The sequence below is a fragment of the Clostridium sp. BSD9I1 genome, assembly GCF_900185645.1.
In the GTDB taxonomy this organism is placed as follows: Bacteria; Bacillota; Clostridia; order Clostridiales; family Clostridiaceae; genus Clostridium_AK.
On record NZ_FYAM01000013.1, the window covers coordinates 1 to 17,619 of the forward strand.

At 31.1% G+C, this 17,619-nt stretch carries 18 protein-coding genes and 2 rRNA genes; all 20 read right to left on the minus strand.

Annotation, left to right across the window (positions count from 1 at the left end; genetic code table 11):
* Positions 1 to 433: 433 nt before the first annotated feature.
* Positions 434 to 1,150, minus strand: coding sequence for a gamma-glutamyl-gamma-aminobutyrate hydrolase family protein (locus tag BSD9I1_RS07120; RefSeq protein ID WP_035311366.1), 717 nt, complete (start codon positions 1,148 to 1,150; stop codon positions 434 to 436).
* 130 nt (positions 1,151 to 1,280) lie between these two features.
* A complete protein-coding gene (locus tag BSD9I1_RS07125; protein ID WP_242966439.1) occupies positions 1,281 to 2,486 on the minus strand; it encodes an ABC transporter permease subunit in 1,206 nt (401 codons plus the stop codon).
* A complete protein-coding gene (locus BSD9I1_RS07130) occupies positions 2,483 to 3,397 on the minus strand; it encodes an ABC transporter ATP-binding protein (RefSeq protein WP_186429774.1) in 915 nt (304 codons plus the stop codon). The genes BSD9I1_RS07125 and BSD9I1_RS07130 overlap by 4 nt, the downstream gene beginning before the upstream one ends.
* A gap of 59 nt (positions 3,398 to 3,456) precedes the next feature.
* Complete coding sequence (locus tag BSD9I1_RS07135) at positions 3,457 to 4,479, minus strand: hypothetical protein (RefSeq protein WP_186429775.1); 1,023 nt, start codon at positions 4,477 to 4,479, stop codon at positions 3,457 to 3,459.
* A gap of 1 nt (position 4,480) precedes the next feature.
* Positions 4,481 to 5,359 (minus strand): ABC transporter ATP-binding protein, encoded by an 879-nt coding sequence (locus BSD9I1_RS07140; RefSeq protein WP_186429776.1) that lies wholly within the window; start codon positions 5,357 to 5,359, stop codon positions 4,481 to 4,483.
* The gene (locus BSD9I1_RS07145) at positions 5,356 to 5,754 is read right to left on the minus strand and encodes a GntR family transcriptional regulator (protein ID WP_186429777.1); all 399 of its coding nucleotides are present in this window, start codon (positions 5,752 to 5,754) and stop codon (positions 5,356 to 5,358) included. Before BSD9I1_RS07145 ends, BSD9I1_RS07140 begins: the two co-directional genes overlap by 4 nt.
* A 12-nt stretch (positions 5,755 to 5,766) precedes the next feature.
* Positions 5,767 to 6,366, minus strand: coding sequence for a hypothetical protein (locus BSD9I1_RS07150; RefSeq protein WP_035311354.1), 600 nt, complete (start codon positions 6,364 to 6,366; stop codon positions 5,767 to 5,769).
* Between the two features lie 445 nt (positions 6,367 to 6,811).
* Entirely contained in the window at positions 6,812 to 7,612 is an 801-nt protein-coding gene (locus tag BSD9I1_RS07155; RefSeq protein WP_186429778.1) for a hypothetical protein, read from the minus strand.
* Positions 7,612 to 8,307: an ABC transporter ATP-binding protein gene (locus BSD9I1_RS07160; protein ID WP_186429779.1), complete on the minus strand. Its 696-nt coding sequence runs from the start codon at positions 8,305 to 8,307 to the stop codon at positions 7,612 to 7,614. Before BSD9I1_RS07160 ends, BSD9I1_RS07155 begins: the two co-directional genes overlap by 1 nt.
* 2 nt (positions 8,308 to 8,309) lie before the next feature.
* Entirely contained in the window at positions 8,310 to 8,678 is a 369-nt protein-coding gene (locus BSD9I1_RS07165; protein ID WP_035311350.1) for a GntR family transcriptional regulator, read from the minus strand.
* A 148-nt stretch (positions 8,679 to 8,826) separates the two neighbouring features.
* Positions 8,827 to 9,267 carry a PaaI family thioesterase gene (locus BSD9I1_RS07170; protein ID WP_186429780.1) on the minus strand — a complete coding sequence of 147 codons (441 nt, stop codon included), beginning with the start codon at positions 9,265 to 9,267 and terminating at the stop codon, positions 8,827 to 8,829.
* 200 nt (positions 9,268 to 9,467) lie between these two features.
* Positions 9,468 to 10,421 (minus strand): thiamine pyrophosphate-dependent enzyme, encoded by a 954-nt coding sequence (locus BSD9I1_RS07175; protein WP_186429781.1) that lies wholly within the window; start codon positions 10,419 to 10,421, stop codon positions 9,468 to 9,470.
* 11 nt (positions 10,422 to 10,432) lie between these two features.
* Positions 10,433 to 11,623 (minus strand): pyruvate ferredoxin oxidoreductase, encoded by a 1,191-nt coding sequence (gene porA / locus BSD9I1_RS07180; RefSeq protein ID WP_186429782.1) that lies wholly within the window; start codon positions 11,621 to 11,623, stop codon positions 10,433 to 10,435.
* A 15-nt stretch (positions 11,624 to 11,638) separates the two neighbouring features.
* Positions 11,639 to 11,944: a 4Fe-4S binding protein gene (locus BSD9I1_RS07185; RefSeq protein WP_186429783.1), complete on the minus strand. Its 306-nt coding sequence runs from the start codon at positions 11,942 to 11,944 to the stop codon at positions 11,639 to 11,641.
* A complete protein-coding gene (locus BSD9I1_RS07190) occupies positions 11,931 to 12,515 on the minus strand; it encodes a 2-oxoacid:acceptor oxidoreductase family protein (protein ID WP_035311342.1) in 585 nt (194 codons plus the stop codon). Before BSD9I1_RS07190 ends, BSD9I1_RS07185 begins: the two co-directional genes overlap by 14 nt.
* A 35-nt stretch (positions 12,516 to 12,550) precedes the next feature.
* Positions 12,551 to 13,921: a Na+/H+ antiporter NhaC family protein gene (locus BSD9I1_RS07195; RefSeq protein ID WP_186429784.1), complete on the minus strand. Its 1,371-nt coding sequence runs from the start codon at positions 13,919 to 13,921 to the stop codon at positions 12,551 to 12,553.
* 162 nt (positions 13,922 to 14,083) lie between these two features.
* A complete protein-coding gene (megL, locus tag BSD9I1_RS07200; RefSeq protein WP_186429785.1) occupies positions 14,084 to 15,286 on the minus strand; it encodes a methionine gamma-lyase in 1,203 nt (400 codons plus the stop codon).
* 227 nt (positions 15,287 to 15,513) lie between these two features.
* Complete coding sequence (locus BSD9I1_RS07205; RefSeq protein ID WP_186429786.1) at positions 15,514 to 17,079, minus strand: sigma 54-interacting transcriptional regulator; 1,566 nt, start codon at positions 17,077 to 17,079, stop codon at positions 15,514 to 15,516.
* A 189-nt stretch (positions 17,080 to 17,268) separates the two neighbouring features.
* Positions 17,269 to 17,385: ribosomal RNA gene (rrf, locus tag BSD9I1_RS07210) — 5S ribosomal RNA — on the minus strand.
* A 108-nt stretch (positions 17,386 to 17,493) separates the two neighbouring features.
* Positions 17,494 to 17,619: ribosomal RNA gene (locus tag BSD9I1_RS07215) — 23S ribosomal RNA — on the minus strand; the annotation flags it as partial.

Below are 17,619 nucleotides of genomic sequence, written 5' to 3' on the forward strand. Positions count from 1 at the left end.
TTCGTCCTGAGCCAGGATCAAACTCTCAATTTAAAAGTTTAATCTGTTTCGCTCATCGCGTTTCTTAACATTTAACTGTTAAGTAATTGACTGGTTTCTATTCTCTGTTCAATTTTCAAAGACCCTGCCGCTCTAAGCGACTTTTACATATTAACATTTTTGTTTCTTATTGTCAACAACTTTTGAAAATATTTTTTCAAGTTGTTATCAATCATTTGATTTGCTTATCGCTCATCTCAGCGACGAATGTTATCTTATCATGATTAGTTTTTTTATATTATATTATTATTTATTATTATCTTAAATTAAATTAATTATACTCACTTTTTTATATTTTTTCTCCATATCCATTGTATTGACACACCTGGAATAGTATTTGATCATTTTAAGGATATATACTATTATATTGTTGTATATATCCTTAAATAAACTTCTATTTGCTTTTAGCTGCATCAATAAATTGCCCAAATAACTTTTCAAACTCTTTGTGATTCGTTACTAAAGCTTCTGGGTGCCATTGAACTCCTACTACAAATTTCTTATCCTTAGCTTCTATCGCTTCAATTATTCCATCATAACTTCTAGCTGTTATCCTAAACGACTGAGAAACATTTTTAACGGATTGATGATGAAAAGAGTTTACCATTATCCTTTCTTCATTAAATATATCAAACAATTTGCTACCCTTCTCTATATCTATAAAATGATATAAACTATCTCTCTTTATTTTTGTAGGATAATGTCCTAATGCATTTTCCCTTTGTACATGAATATCTTGATATAGAGTTCCTCCGCTGGCCACATTTATCAGTTGAATTCCCCTACAAATTCCTAAAATAGGCTTATCCATATCATATGCAAGTTTAAATAATTCTATTTCAAAAAAATCTCTTTCAGTAGATATGGCTCTTAGCTCATTTATTGGATTCTCTCCATAAATTTCAGGTAATATGTCCTCTCCCCCACTAAAAATCAATCCATCAATATTATTTAAATATTGCTTTATATCTTCTTTATTATTAATTACAGGCAATAATAAAGGCACACCTCCTGCTGAAGTTACAGAGTTAATGTAAGCACAATCTAAAGAATTATACTCTCTCTGTTCTTTATATTCTTTAAATGTTGTTATACCTATTATCGGCTTCATATCCCAACCTCCCCATTTACATGTCACTATAATCTAATCTAATTATACTGTTAGGTTATTCAATTTAATACATAAATTTCAAATAAAAACAGATAGGTACTTTACTTGTACCTATCTGTTTTTATAGCTTTTATATCAATATATCTTTTTTTACAAATACAATATGAGAAATTATATAGCTTATCACTGCCCACATTAAAAGCAATACTATTGCATACATAGATGTAACACTAGGGTTATTAAGCATTTGAGCAATATTTCCACTTACAATTTTACCTACATCTCCATAAGTAGTAAAAAGATATTGCACATATTTTCTGGTATATGGCATTGCTTGAAATATAGTAAAAGCTACTACACTAACCGTACTTACAGCCATAGATACCATGCTGCTTTTTACTACTGTAGATAATAAAAATGCAAAAGATGCAGATGCTATTATAAATAAAACTTGCATTAGAAACATTTGAAGTATATATTGCCACATAGGAATTATATATGTACTTCCTTCAATTATTTTTATAACTTGTTCTCCAGCATTGCCTCTTGTGATACTATCATAAATATAGCGTGTTCCTACTGATACAGGATACCCCATACTTCCGAACCTAAATAATATCCCCATAACTATAAATGCAATAAATTCTACTAAAAGTATTATTACAGTAGAGGATAAAATTAATGCCATAAATTTTGAAAATAGTACCTTTCCCCTTGATACAGGTTGAGTTAATAAAAACTTCATTGTTGGAGGTGTATACTCCCCTGATACCATATCTGAACTAAATATAATTACTCCTACTGCAAGAAATATCATTCCAAGCATTCCAAATAAATCTCTTATAAATACAGATGCTGTTGGCTCATATGAATTTTCTTCTGGCTGTATATTATTAGATAAAAGATATTTTCTTGTATTTAAATTAATTTTAACTCTTTCCTTTTCTTCTGAAGACATTTCAGCACTCTTTAATTGTTCTTCCATACCTTTAATCTCTTCACTTAGTGTAACTTTCCAATCAAGTTTTTCACTCTTTTGTTCCTTCTTAACAGAATCAATTCTTTCATTTGCTATTTTAATTTCTTCATCAAAATGAACTTTATCACTATCAGGTATAGTACTATCTTTCCTCATTCTTTCATACTGAGCTATATTTTCTTTTTCCATTTGAATTCTTCGTTCTGGATTATTCCATTCTCTCATATTTTCTGCATTCTTATATGTTGCAAATCCTACAAACGCTATAAGTAATGCAAATAAAAGAGTTATAGCTAAGGTTTTCTTTCTATTCATCAATTTTATTAATTCATTACCTATCAGCTTTAGTGTAATCATACCACTTTTCCTCCCTCTACGATTTCTAAGTACCTATCTTCAAGTTCTACATGCTTCTTATAAACTTCTTCTATATGAATTTTATTTTCTGCTAATTTAAATATAATTTCAGGTATTGAATTTTTATCAATAATTAGCTTAAATACATCTTCTTTAAAGGATATTCCCTGAACACAATTCAAGCTCTTTAATATCTCTCTACACTTTTCAATTTCTTTAACAGATAAAATTATAGTTTCTGTGTTTTCTTTTACAATACCTCCATTTATACTTTCAACACTTTGAATTACTCCATTATTTATAAAAGCAACAGTATCACAAAGTGTTTGCACTTCGCTTAAGATGTGTGAAGATATAAAAACCGCTGTATTTGTTTCATGAGCTGCCTTCCTCACTATTTTCCTAAAATCCATAATACCCGTTGGGTCAAGTCCATTGGTAGGTTCATCTAAAATTAAAAGTTTAGGTTTTGCAATAAGTGCTGCTGCAAGTCCCAGCCTTTGCTTCATACCAAGAGAATACTTTTTTACTTTATCCCCTATTCTATCTTTAAGTTCTACAAGCTCAATAATTTCCTCTACATAAGCTTTACTAATTCCTCTAATTCTTGCAATTTGCATTAAGTTTTCCCTGCCAGATAAATAAGTATAAAGCTCTGGATTTTCAACCACTGCTCCTACTGCACTAAGTGCCATCTCTCTTTCACCTTTTATATCATGACCATCTATTTTTATACTTCCAGAGTTTGGAGAAATAAGTCCCACAAGCATTCTTATAGTAGTAGTTTTCCCTGCTCCATTGGGGCCTAAAAATCCAAATATCTCTCCCTGTTTTACATTAAAACTTATACCTTTTATTATTTCTCTTTTTCCTAATTGTTTTTTTACATCCTTTACTTCAAGTATATTCACACAAATTCTCTCCTTTTAACATCTAATTAATATGCTTATTCACCGATTTATTTATAATACTAATTTGACCTATATAATTTTGTTAACTTATTTTGCATTTTATAAATCATAGGCGCTGCAATTATACTTGAAATGAGCAAAATTATCCTAGGCATTTGAATAGATTGGTAAGGATTTGCTATAAATATATTCAAAAATATAAAAACTACAGCTACCATTATATTTCCCATCAATAAACTAAGTACTATACACATTAAAATATTTATAATCTTACTTACTGTATTTGATATGAAAAGCTTATTCATATTTTCGATTCTTATTTTCTTATATATATTTATTATTATTAGTTTCCACACTGCAGCACATATTGATATTATTATCAAGGAGGCTATAACAGTTACCTTAAATATCTTTTCTCCATTAGCATAGCTGAATATATTGCTCAATATATAATCAAGTATTTCACTTAAAAATCCACGAAATCTATAAGGTACTAAACTATGTGCAAGCAGCACAAATGCAAAAGGATAACATGGTATTGCTATAGTAGTTATTATGGCTGCTATTCCATTGTTTACTATCCCATTTATTAAAAATATATAAGTAAAGAAACCTATAGAAAATGTAATTAATAGTATAAGCTCTTTTATTAGAAATTGATTATTATAATTTATTAAAAAATACTTATATAATTGTTTATTTGCTATAAAATCTATATAGTTTATATACATATATAATGCTACATTTATAAAACTTAACGACAAGGCTATAAACCCTTTTGTAAATACCATTTCTTCTCTTGTTATAGGCTGGGAACTTAAAAATAAAAAGTTTTTATGTTTATTAATACCCATAACTCCTATGGAGATAAGAAAGTTCATTGCAGCAAGTATCATCATTATTACTATAATATCTATTGACAAGTAACTTCTAAAGTAATCAAAGTTATTAAGTATTGAGTTATGGACTTCTGATATCTTCGTCAAAGCTCCAACAACCACAACTAAAAATTCTAAAATTATTATATATTTCATAGAAATTAGGGTTTCAAATAGAACTGCTTTGTTTAAAAACTTCTTCATTTTATTTTCCCTCCCCTTCTATGGTATATATGAATATATCTTCAAGACTTAAATCAAGTTCTTCTACAAATAGAGGGTTTAGTGAATTGATTTTGTCTATTAGTTCTGCTCCATAATCAGTAGTTACTATATTATAAACTCTTCCTACATTTTCAATCTTAACTACTCCATGAATTTTTAGTTCTTCTTCTTTAATTGCTGCCTTAAATGCCACCTGAAGCTTTTTAATCTTATTTTTCATATCATCTATAGAGCTTACTGCTGTGACCTTTCCATTATTTAATATTGCTACAGTGTCACATATTCTCTCTACATTAGATAAATTATGAGAAGATATTATAATTGTAGTTCCCTTTTCTGCTACTTCATTTAGTAGCATTTCAATAAACTTTCTTTTAAATATTGGATCTATTCCAGAGGTAGGCTCATCTAATATTAGATATTCAGGGTGTATACACATAGCCATCATAATGGCGAACTTCATTTTATTTCCCTTTGATAGCTGAAAAAACCTCTCTTTAGTATTCATTTTAAATTCTTTATTTAACTCTTTAAATCTTTCTTCATCGAAGTTTTTGTAAGCTAATTTGTAGTAATTTACAATGTCTATAAGCTTAAATGTAGAGAAAAAGTTATTTTCATCTGCCACATATCCTATTTTATTTTTTACGTCTATATTTTCATAAACACTTTGCCCTTCGTAAAGTATTTCTCCTTCTTCCAATCCATATATACCTGTGAGGCATCTTATAAGGGTACTCTTTCCCGCTCCATTAGGCCCTATAATTCCAAATATACTTCCTTTGTTAACCTTAAGATTTATTTCCTTTAATATGTATTTATCTTCTATCATTTTACTTAAGCCCTTTATTTCTATCAATTCTTCCCCTCCTCTCCATGTGTGTTAAATTCTTCATAATAAATATCCATTATATCTACAAGCTCCTCTTTCGTAAGCCCCATATACTTGGCTTCAAGAATTACTTTCTTTAAATCTTCTTTTAAAGCTTCCATTCTGTCCTCCTGAATTCTAGGTTTATAATTTTCAACAACAAAGGTACCTCGTCCTCTTATAGTTTCAATAACCTTTTGTCTTTCAAGCTCTGCATAAGCTTTGCTTACTGTATTAGGGTTTGCTGTAATTATACCTGAAAGTTCTCTTACAGAAGGCAGCTTATCCCCCGGCTCTAACACACCTTTTAATATAAGCTCTTTAATTTTAATAACTATCTGTTCATATATGGGAGTACTACTTCTTGGATCAATTACTATCAATTGCTATTCCCCCTAATTTGCATTTTCCTCATTTAATATATGATAATTTCCGCTATCTCCAAAATTATCTATAGTCCAATGTCCATCCTTTTTTATAAGAGTATATATCCTTGTAAAGTTTTCTGGACTACTTTCTGTATCATACAAGTTTTCTCCTTTATAATCCACTCTATAAAATCTTATTTCTTCAGGCACATCTTTTATAAAATCTTTATAATAGGCATTAACTCCTGAGATTACTTGCTTTGTATTGCTATCATAATAGGCATATTGAAGATTTATGTCCCTTATAACTTTTTCATCTTTTATAAGTTCAAAACTTTTTAACTGTGCCTTTCCAGAACTTCTATCCGGAGAAGCTGTAAATCCATTTTCTTCATGAAGCATTCTAAGCCTCTCAGATAGGCAATCCTTATAGTCCTGTGAATACATATGGTTACTTCTTAACTTATTTTTATCAAAATTCCAGCTTTTAAAGAATTCTTCTATAACCTTTTCTGGAGTATCATAAGTAGTTTTTCTTTCATAATTCCTGTTTCCCGAATAAAAGGCCATTGCCAAAGGTAAAACTAGTAATGCTACCACTAAACCAACAAAATTTTTTCTTTTCACAACCGCACCCCCTGTATTAAGTGTACTATTAAATATAGTACACTTATATTGTAACTATACTTTCTCATTATTTCAATAGCATTTTTATAATATTTTATGAAATATTAATACATACAAATTCTTGCAACCCTCCAGGGCTGCTTCCATAAAATATTTTAGAAATTGAGTTAGCTGAATTTCTTCCTTCAGCAGTTCAAATGAAGAACTTTTTAATGCCCTGGAAGTATGGAATTTTCATCGTAGAAGACATTGAATAAGCTTTAAAACGGCTTTATTTAGAAATTTTTAATTTATAAATATTAGCCGTTGTTGCATGATCTATAGAAATCTATGATTTCATTATAAATCAGCACATCTCAGCTTACTGAGATGTTACCATAACTCAATAGTCTTCCTAGATGAAAATTCCATGCACCCCAGAGCATTGAAAACCGTCGGAATACTTCTAAATATCTATTTTATTATCTATAAGATATCCTGTTCCCAAAAATAACCCTACATAAATAACAATATTATAAATTACAGCTGCTATATTAATATTTAAACCTGAATTCCTAATAGTTATTAGTGTTCCATCAAGTAGCATTGGCTCAGCATTTGCTGGGAACCCTTGTAAAAGCTCTGGCATAAAGCTTATTGTTTGGGGAAAAAGCTGTATTATTTTATATTCAATATAAGCAATAGCTGCATTTAATGCTACAAACGCTACAAACCCTAAGAACTTACTAACCTTTTTACCCTTTAGCGCCACTCTCGTAATAGTTATTGAAAAATATACTAATAACAAAAGGGTTATTATATTTATTATTCCAAATAAAATTACCGCTAAGATAGTTTTCATATTGATAAAAGTACTTAACCTTGTACTAAGTTCATTTATAATTGATTGATCAAATACAAGGCCAAAGAGTATTCTTATGGATATGAGTGATAGTATACCTGCTACTGCAAACCATATTAGTGCAGTAATAAGCTTAGCTCCTACTATTTTTCTTCCACTAACTGGCAATGTAAAGGTTAAATATCCTCTATCTTCATACATTTCCTTTTCAAAGGATTTAATTACAAATATTAAAATGGTTAAGAATAAAAATGAACTGATCATTGTAGTTAAAGCTATGATAATTCCCTCTTCCCACTTATCTATTCTAGTGAAAAGACCACCATTTAATAGAATAGCAATTGTAAATATTATGCCAAATAATTTATAGTCTCCTTTTAACTCATATTTTATTAACTTATCCATTATTTAAATACCTCCCTAAATAGTTCATCAATAGACATACCTTTTTCCATTCTTAAATCTTCAGCATTTCCTGAAAGAACTATTTCTCCATCTTTTATTAAAGCTACATCATCAAATACTCTTTCAATGTCTTTTACAAGATGAGTTGTTATAATCATAGAACTTTCCTCATTGTAACTTTGAATAATTGCATCAAGTATTTGTTCCCTAGCTACAGGATCAACTGCCGCTAGTGGTTCATCTAATATATATAACTTAGCTTTTCTTGACAGCACTAAAGTCAAGTTTAATTTTTCCATCATTCCCTTTGATAAAGAAGTTATCTTCATATCTTCTTCAAGTTTCATAAATTTCAAAAGTTCGCTACACCTTTCTTCATGAAAATCCTTGTAAAAGTCTTTAAAAAACTCTACCGAATCCTTTATCTTCATCCATTTATATAGATAATTTCTATCAGGAAGATATGACACTACTGCTTTTGTGTCCACCCCTGGTTTTTTTCCATCAATTCGAATTTCTCCACTGGATTGTCTTAAAATTCCCACAGCAATTTTTATAAATGTAGTTTTTCCACTTCCATTAGGTCCTAAGAGCCCAAGTACCTTCCCTTTTTCTAAAGACATATTTATATTCTTCAATGCTTTCTTTGTAAAATAGCTTTTAGATAAATCTTTAGTCTCTAACACTATATTCACTTTTAATTTTCCTCCTTTAACTTTTTCTCAATCATATTTATTATTTCTGCATTATTGAATCCTAAATGTTTCATACCCTCTATGAAAGAACTCATTATTTCCTTTGCAGTATCTCTTCTTAAGTTATGTATTACATTTTCATCTTCTGTTATAAAGGTTCCCATACCTCTTTGGGTAAATGCTAATCCTTCTCTTTCAAGTTCTTTATACACTCTTTGAATAGTATTAGGATTAACTTTTAATTCTGCTGATAAATCTCTTACAGACGGCAATTTATCTCCCCCTTTTAACTCTCTTGCTACCATTTGCTTTTTTATCATATTAATTACTTGAACATATATTGGACTTTTATCGTCAAAGTTTATACTCATATTGCACCTCCCTATTATCGCGAATGTTACATAGTACTAGTGTACTAATAACATAATACACTAGTGCAGTTTTATTGTCAACTTATAAAAGTAAAACTATTAAGATAAATTTTTTATCCTAATAGCTTTACTTTTAGTGTTTAAATATTTATTTTATCTTAGTATCATCTTTTAAAAGCATTATATTAGTTGTACTTGTGGCAACTAACTTTCCCTCTCTATTCCTTGCATCTCCTGTCATATGTACTATGGTATTTCCCATGGATTTTATGTCAACAGTTATTATAAGTTCATCCCCCATAAATATAGGTCTTTGATAACTAGTACTTATATCTATAGTTGCTGGTAAAGCTAAATCTTTAACTTCATAAAAACATAAAGCACCAAAGGCATTATCAAAAGCGGCAGTTATAAAGCCTCCCTGCATTCTTCCATCAGGATTTAGATATTCTTCTAAAACCGGAAATCCTATAGTTAAACTTTCTTTAGCAGTATATTGTATAATTTTAGGTTTCATTACCTCAAAGCAGTTAGCATGTTTTGTTTTTAATATTTTTCCTAACCCTTCAAAACCATTTTCGTCGTTCATTTCAATTCTCCTTTACTCCATAATTCATTTATTTATTATACTACTATATTAGAGTTATGTTTAGTTTGCTTTATATTTGAATAAAACTCACGACTTTATGGTATTTGAGAATATTTAAAGAAAAAAAGCTCCTCGTGACGTATATACGTTACGAGAAACTCCTCTTTACATAGAAGCAAATTCAAATATTATCTTAAAGTCTATTCATTGTATCCACAAAGAAATAATAAATTCTTCCATCTTTTATCAACTTCATTTTGAATTTCAGCTATCTTAACTTTTCCCTCTTTTGATTTGAATAAGTGCTTAAATCTTCCTTGTAGATTTAACCATTCCTCTATTGGTAATCTTTCTTTTGGCCTGTAGTTTAACTTATATTCCCCATCAATTACTTCATATAGAGGCCACCAACAAGTTTCAACAGCTGCTTTAATTGAGTCTAATTCACTTTCAGTATCACATCTCCATCCTCTTGGACATGGAGTTAATACATTCATAAATTTTGGGCCTTTAATTTCATTTATAGCTTTATTAGATTTGTTATATAAATCCATCATATATTTGGTTCCGGGTATTACAGGGACTGTTTGAGCCACATAGGGCAAATGATGTCCTACCATTATTTGAGTTAAATCTTTTCTATACTGTTGTTTTCCAAAAGATTCTTTTCCTTGAGGTGTTGTAGTTGTATCTGCTCCTAATGGAGTTGCTGATGATCTTTGAATGCCAGTATTCATGTAAGCTCCATTATCATAGCAAACATAAAGCATATCATGTCCTCTTTCCATTGCTCCTGATAGGGATTGAAATCCAATATCGTAGGTACCTCCATCTCCACCAAATGTTATAAATTTATAATTATCTTCAATTCTTCCTCTTGCCTTTAATGCTCTATAAGCAACTTCTACACCGCTGCCTGTAGCAGCAGCACATTCAAAAGCTGTATGAATATACGAATCCTTCCATGCACTATATGGGTAAACTCCAAAGGAAACTTCAAGACACCCTGTAGCATTGGAAATTACAGCTTGATCTTCTTCCCTCACAGCTTTCAGAACCCATTTCACAACCATTGGAGCACCACATCCAGCACACATTTTATGTCCGGCAGTTATTCTTTCTTTGACTTTAGTTAACTCTTTTAATGTTGCCATTTCGCTCCCCCCTATTCTCTTACTTCCAAATAGTTATGTCGCTTATATTTACCTGTCTTAACTGCATTTTGTAATTCATTATACACTTTTTCTATGCTGCTTACTTTAACATCTCTTCCACCCAATCCATAGATAAAGCTCATTATTATTTTATTATCTGATATTCCATATAAAGAGCTTACAACATCAGTATATAATGGGCCGCCGTTTCCAGACATGCCTTCTGATTTATCCATTATAGCTATAGCTTTAGCATTTTTAAGTGCTTTAGCAATTTCTTCACTTGGGAATGGTCTGAATAATCTTATCTTAAGAAGTCCTGCTTTGACTCCTTTAATCCTTAAATCATCAATGGCTCTCTTAGCTGTTCCAGCCGATGATCCTATAATAACTATGGCGTAATCAGCATCATCTAACTTATATTCTTCAAAAAATCCGTATTTTCTTCCTGTTAATTCTTCAAATTCTTTAGCTACCTCTAAACATACCCTTTTAGCATTTAATAACCCTTCTAATTGCTGTCTTTTCATCTCCATATATACATCTTGAAGCCCTAATGCACCTATCAGTTTATTTTCTTTTCCAAGAAGACCATCTTCAACCCTCTTATTTTCTCCTACAAAACCTTCAACATCCTCATTATTTAACATATAAAAATTTTCAACAGCATGAGATGTAATAAATCCATCATAGCAAACCATAGCGGGGGTCATAACCTCTGGATGCTCTGCTATTTTTACAGTTTGTATAAAATTATCATATGCCTCTTGGACATTTTCAGCATAAATTTGAATAAATCCTGTATCTCTTTCTCCCATTGTATCCGAATGATCATTGTGTATATTGATTGGAGATGCTAGCGCTCTATTTACTGCTGCAATTATTACTGGAAGTCTGTCTCCTGCAGCTATATATAGCATTTCATGCATAAGAGCTAATCCATTAGCAGAAGTTGCAGTAAATACTCTTGCACCTGCCCCTGATGCTCCTATACAAGCACTTATAGCACTGTGCTCTGATTCTACTGGTACAAACTCAGTTGTGCACTGCCTATTTGCTACAAATGATGAAAAATATTGTGGTACCTCAGTTGATGGTGTTATAGGAAATGCAGCCATTACATCTGGATTTATTTGCATCATAGCTGTAGCAACTGCCTCATTACCACTTAAACTCTTTCTGATTTGTTCAGCCTTGGCCATTATTCTTCCTCCTTCTTATTCCTCTAATACAAAATCTAGTGCTCCAAATTTACATTGCTTTGTACAAACTCCACAGCCCTTACAGAAGTCATAATCTATTTTTATCATTTTCTCATCTTTAACCACTATTGACATGTCAGGACATACAGCCCAACAAAACATACAATGTTTACATTTATCTTCATGCCAAATTGGCTTCATAGACCTCCAATCACCAGTTTTGAATTCTTCTGCATTACCTGCATCAAGAACTTCTCCACCTCTTGGATACTCATGCCACTTTGTATTTGAATTTATATTCATTCTTTTACCCAATTCCATTCACCTCCTGAAGGGATCTCTTAAGTGCCTCAATATTTTTAGGGATAACATGAGGTTTACTTGCAAACTTATGTTTAAATGAATTTTCCATATCCTCTACAAATTGCTTTTCTTCTAATACTCCGCTTACTTTAACTACTGCTGCAAGCATTGGTGTATTGGGGAAATTTGCACCTAATATTTCTTCTGAAATACCCTTTGCATCTATTGTATATACTCTTCCTTCATATCCTTTTAATTCAACTCTAAGCTCTTCTGGTTTCTTTTTGCTATTGATTATTATAGCCCCTTCCTTTTTTAATCCTTTAGTGCAGGGTACAGACTTTAATAATGTTTCATCTACCACAACAACATAGTCTGGTTCATAAATATTACTGTGTACTCTTAACTCAAAATTAGCAATCCTGTTATATGCAGTTATTGGTGCCCCCATTCTTTCTGGTCCATATTCTGGAAATCCTTGAACATACATTCCAACATTAAAAGCAGCTTCTGCTAAAAGTAATGATGCTGTTTTAGCGCCTTGTCCACCTCGTCCATGCCAACGGATTTCAACTAATTTATTATTCATTGCTTTTCCTCCATTCACTTTTTTACAAGAAAGTTCTATGCTTTAACTTCTATTTCATTTTCTTTATCCCATTTCCATGGGTTATTTTTTATACTTCCATCAGCAAATGGTACGAATATTGAGGTAATTGCTGATATAGCAAGAAGATATATATACCAAGCTAAAGGTATTACTTGAAATGGAGACACTGCTCCCTTTGTAAAGCTTAGAAGCATTAACATCTGAGCACCATAGGGTATTATTCCTTGCATTATACAAGAAAAAGTATCTAGTAATGATGCACTTCTGCGAGGATCAACCTTGTATTTATTGCACATTTCTTTAGCTATAGGCCCGTTGATTATAATTGCAACAGTATTATTAGCAACAGCAGCATCAGTTAATGATACAAGCGCTGCTATACCAATTTCTCCTGATTTTTTACTCTTCATCATTTGCTGAATTTTATCTAGTAAGAATTGAATTCCGCCTGCTTTAGTTACCATTTCAGCAAGTCCTCCAGTAAGCATTGATAACAAAAATATTTCTATCATGCTCTTGAAGCCTTCATATATTTGTTGTGTAAAAGTTAAAACTGTTAAATCTCCATATGTCAAACCAATTATGCCTGAAATAATAATTCCTCCTGTTAATACAGCAAAAACATTTACTCCAACTAAAGATAGTACTAATACAAATAAATATGGTAAAACTTTAATTATGTTGTAGTCATAATTTTGCATTACAGGTATAGTTTCTGGTCTACCAAATATAAGTAATAAGACTAATGTTATGATTGCCGCTGGTGCTGCTATATATATATTTACTCTGAACTTATCCCTCATTTCGCAACCTTGAGTTCTAGTTGCAGCAATTGTTGTATCTGATATTACGGATAAGTTATCTCCAAACATTGATCCACCAAGTACAGATGCTAGTGTAAGCGGAAGGGAAAGTCCTGCTTTGGTAGCAAGTCCTACTGCAATAGGTGCTACAGCTACTATTGAACCAACTGAAGTTCCTGTAGATAGGGATATGAAGCAAGATATAATAAACAATCCTGCCACTATATAGTTTGCTGGTATATAAGTTAATCCTAAATTGACAGTGGAATCAACTCCACCCATAGCTGAAGATACAGTTGCAAAGGCTCCAGCTAGTAAATAGATTATACACATTATAATTATATTTGAATCTCCACAGCCCTTTACAAAAGTATCAAATTTTTCATTAATACTTCCTTTTAGAATAAAAAATGCACTAATAATACCACAAAACGCTGCAACTGGTGCTGGGAGCTGATAAAAAGCCATTTCTGTGCCTTTGGCTTGAAGAATTAGTCCGCTACCTAAATAAACTGCAATAAAGATTACGAAAGGTATTAATGCTTTTCCATTTGATATTGACTTATTTGATTTATTTTCCATGACTATTCCCCCTTAAAATAAATACGGAACTTAATATAATTTAAATTTACAATGGGTATGGAAAAATAAGATTATTGCAATATCTTCGAGCTAATTAAATTTATATTATAGCTGCAAAAATGTCATTGTATTTACAGCTATAATATACAAATTAATAATCTATTATATTATTAAATCTAATGCTTGTTTTAAATCTGCAATTATATCTTCAGCTGTTTCAAGACCAACAGATAACCTAACTAATCCATCGCTTATTCCTGCTGCTGCTCTTTCTTCTGACGTATATGGTGAATGTGTCATTGAAGCTGGATGCTGAATAAGCGTTTCGGTATCTCCTAAACTTACTGCTAAGCTAGCTAATTTAACAGTATTCATAACCATTCTTCCTTCTTCAACTCCACCTTTAAGTTCAAAGGATATCATAGCGCCTGGTAATTTCATTTGCTTTTTAGCTAAATCATAATATTCAAAGCTTTCTAATCCTGGGTAATATACCTTATCAACGGCTGGATGAGTCTCTAAGAATTTAGCAACTTTCATTGCATTTGCACAATGTCTTTCCATTCTAATTTCTAATGTTTTCATACCTCTTATAATTAAGAAAGCGTCAAATGGACTTAACACTGATCCTGTCATATCCTTAATACCAACTAATCTAACCTGATTTATAACATCTTGCTTGCCAGCGGCAAATCCAGCTATAACATCCCCATGTCCATTTAAATATTTAGTTGCAGAGTGAACAACGATATCGGCCCCAAGCTCTATTGGTCTTTGAATATATGGAGTACTAAATGTATTATCTACAACTACTACACATCCTTCAACTTCATGTGCTATTTCAGATATAACTCCTATATCTGTAATTTTTAATGTTGGATTCGCAGGTGTTTCCAAATAAACAATTCTTGTGTTAGATCTCATAGCATTTTTAACTTCTTCTAAATTACTAGTGTCTACAAAGGTCACATCTATTCCAAACCTAGTAATTCCATGATTTAATAATGCAAAAGTACATCCATAAAGAGTATCTGCTGCCACTATGTGGTCTCCTGATTTTAGTAATGTCCATAATACAGAAGATATAGCGCCCATTCCTGAAGCTGTTGCAACTGCTGCTTCAGCACCTTCTAATATAGCCATTTTATTCTCTACTTCTGAGCTGGTTGGGTTACCCAATCTTGAATATATATATCCAGGTTCCTCTAGAGCAAATCTTCTTCCACCTTGTTCTGCAGTATCAAATATAAATGTTGATGTTTGATATATTGGTGTAGAAAGAGATCCAAATTGTGCATCCTTTTCATGTCCACCATGTATAGCCTTAGTACCAAATCCCATATTAATCATGTGCTCTTTATTCATCCTTATATCCCCCTTAATTTTATAATTATTTTAAATTTACTTTTCAATTGTCTCTATACAATATTATATTAGCAACATTCATGCCAGTGTTTATATTAAAATATTAATTCGTTGTATACTCCTTACTTTAAAAGGATTCCAATCTTTTATTACAGTCGATAATACTAATGTAAACATTTACTACCATTTTGTGTAAAAAAGTGGAATGAATAATTTCCACTTGTAAATTATTCATTCCACTTTATATTGTATTTATTTATTTTATTTATTATTGTAGTATGAGATACTCCTAAAGCCTTTGCAGCCTTTCTGCAAGTTTTATTTTTCTTTAATGCCTTTATTATTGCTTCCTTTTCGCATATTTCAACTATATCCTTTAATTTTATTCCTCCTTCATCTTCTGCAGTAATATTTATTATTTTTGAGTTTTCAGGAAGTCGAATAATTAAATGGTCAGCCTCTAAAAGTTCTTTATTACATAAATTCATCGATCTTTCTATAATATTTTGAAGTTCTCTAATATTACCCGGCCAATTATACTTTACTAGCCTATCTATAAATACTGATTCAACTCCTAAAACCTTTTTATTCAGCTTTTTATTCAGCTTATTTATAAAAAATGTAACCAAATCTGGTATATCTCCACTTCTTTCTCTTAAAGGAGGAATAAATATAGGTATTACATTTAATCTATAATATAAATCTTCCCTAAACTTTCCTTCTACTACCATATCTTCTAGATTTCTATTAGTTGCAGCAATTATTCTTACATCTACTCTTTCTTCTTTGGTGCTTCCTACTTTTCTTATAACTCCTTCCTGCAGTACCCTTAAAAGTTTAGCTTGTAATATTAATGATAATTCTCCAACTTCATCTAAAAATAAAGTTCCTTTATGCGCTTCCTTAAAAAGCCCTTCTTTTGTATTAATAGCTCCAGTAAAGCTTCCCTTCTCATATCCAAACAACTCACTTTCAATTAAATTATCTGGTAGAGCGGCACAATTTATAGTAACAAAATTCTTATTTTTTCTATCGCTTAAGTTTTGAATAGCTCTTGCAAAAAGCTCTTTACCTGTCCCACTTTCTCCTCTTAGCATAACAGTTGAAGTACCCTTAGCTACTGTCTTAATTATATTTTTTACTCTTTCGATAGATGGACTGTTACCTACTATTTCCTTAAAAGCTCCTTCATCTGTAGCTGATACTACTTTTGCCATTTCAATAGCTTTTTCCATATCTTTAATTGAAGCAACTACTCCAACAGTGTTATTATTATCATCTTTAATTGCTCTTCCACTAGTTAAATAATGACTTTCACCCTTTTGAGTATTTACTTTTACTTCAATATTATTATATTCTTCTCCGCTAACTAAAGCCTTTACCATAAGAGCATCTTGTATTATAGTTTTTATATTCTTCCCAAGTACATCTCTTTTTTTATAGTGAAATATACTTTCACAATAATTATTAAATATCTCTATTTCTAAGTCTTTATTTATATATAAAATACCATCATCTACAGAGTTAATAACTGCAAAGAGCTTCCTTTCGTTTTTTTCATATTCTAGTAGTTCAACCTCTTTTATAGCATCAACTCCATCTATACTATGTAATTGACTTTTCAATAATTTCTTGTTGTTCTCAGATATTTCCTTTATCTTAATGTATACCTTTGCAGGAAACACCTCTAGAGAGCTAAGATTTATGTCTAGCTTATAAAGCTTATCTAATATTTCTAAGGTAATACCCATTCTATCTTTTGTTATTACTTCAAATCTTAGATATTTTTCCACGTTATCCCCCTAATAAAATTATTTCTCTATTTTAATTTTATATTATAAGTAAATTTATATCAATTAAAAATTCTTAATTGTCAGACGATTAATTTTTCAATGAATATATAAAAAGAACTAAGCAAAATACTTAGTTCTAAATGTAATCAAAAAACTAAAAAACACATCAGATTAACTGATGTGTTTTCTACCTGGCAACGACCTACTCTCCCACCGGGCCTCCCCGGCAGTACCATTGGCGCTTTGAAGCTTAACCTTCGTGTTCGGAATGGGTACGGGTGTTACCTTCAAGCCATAATCACCAGATGCTCTAGCTCTTAAAATCTTCGATCTTCTAGAGATAGAGTACTCATCAGCTACGCTGAAGAGTTTCATTAGAGAGTTGTTCTCTCAAAATTGCACAGAGTAATAAATTAGATCAAGCCCTCGACCTATTAGTATCAGTCAGCTGAATGCATTACTGCACTTACACCTCTGACCTATCAACCTTGTGTTCTTCAAGGGGTCTTACTAGCTTACGCTATGGGAAATCTCATCTTG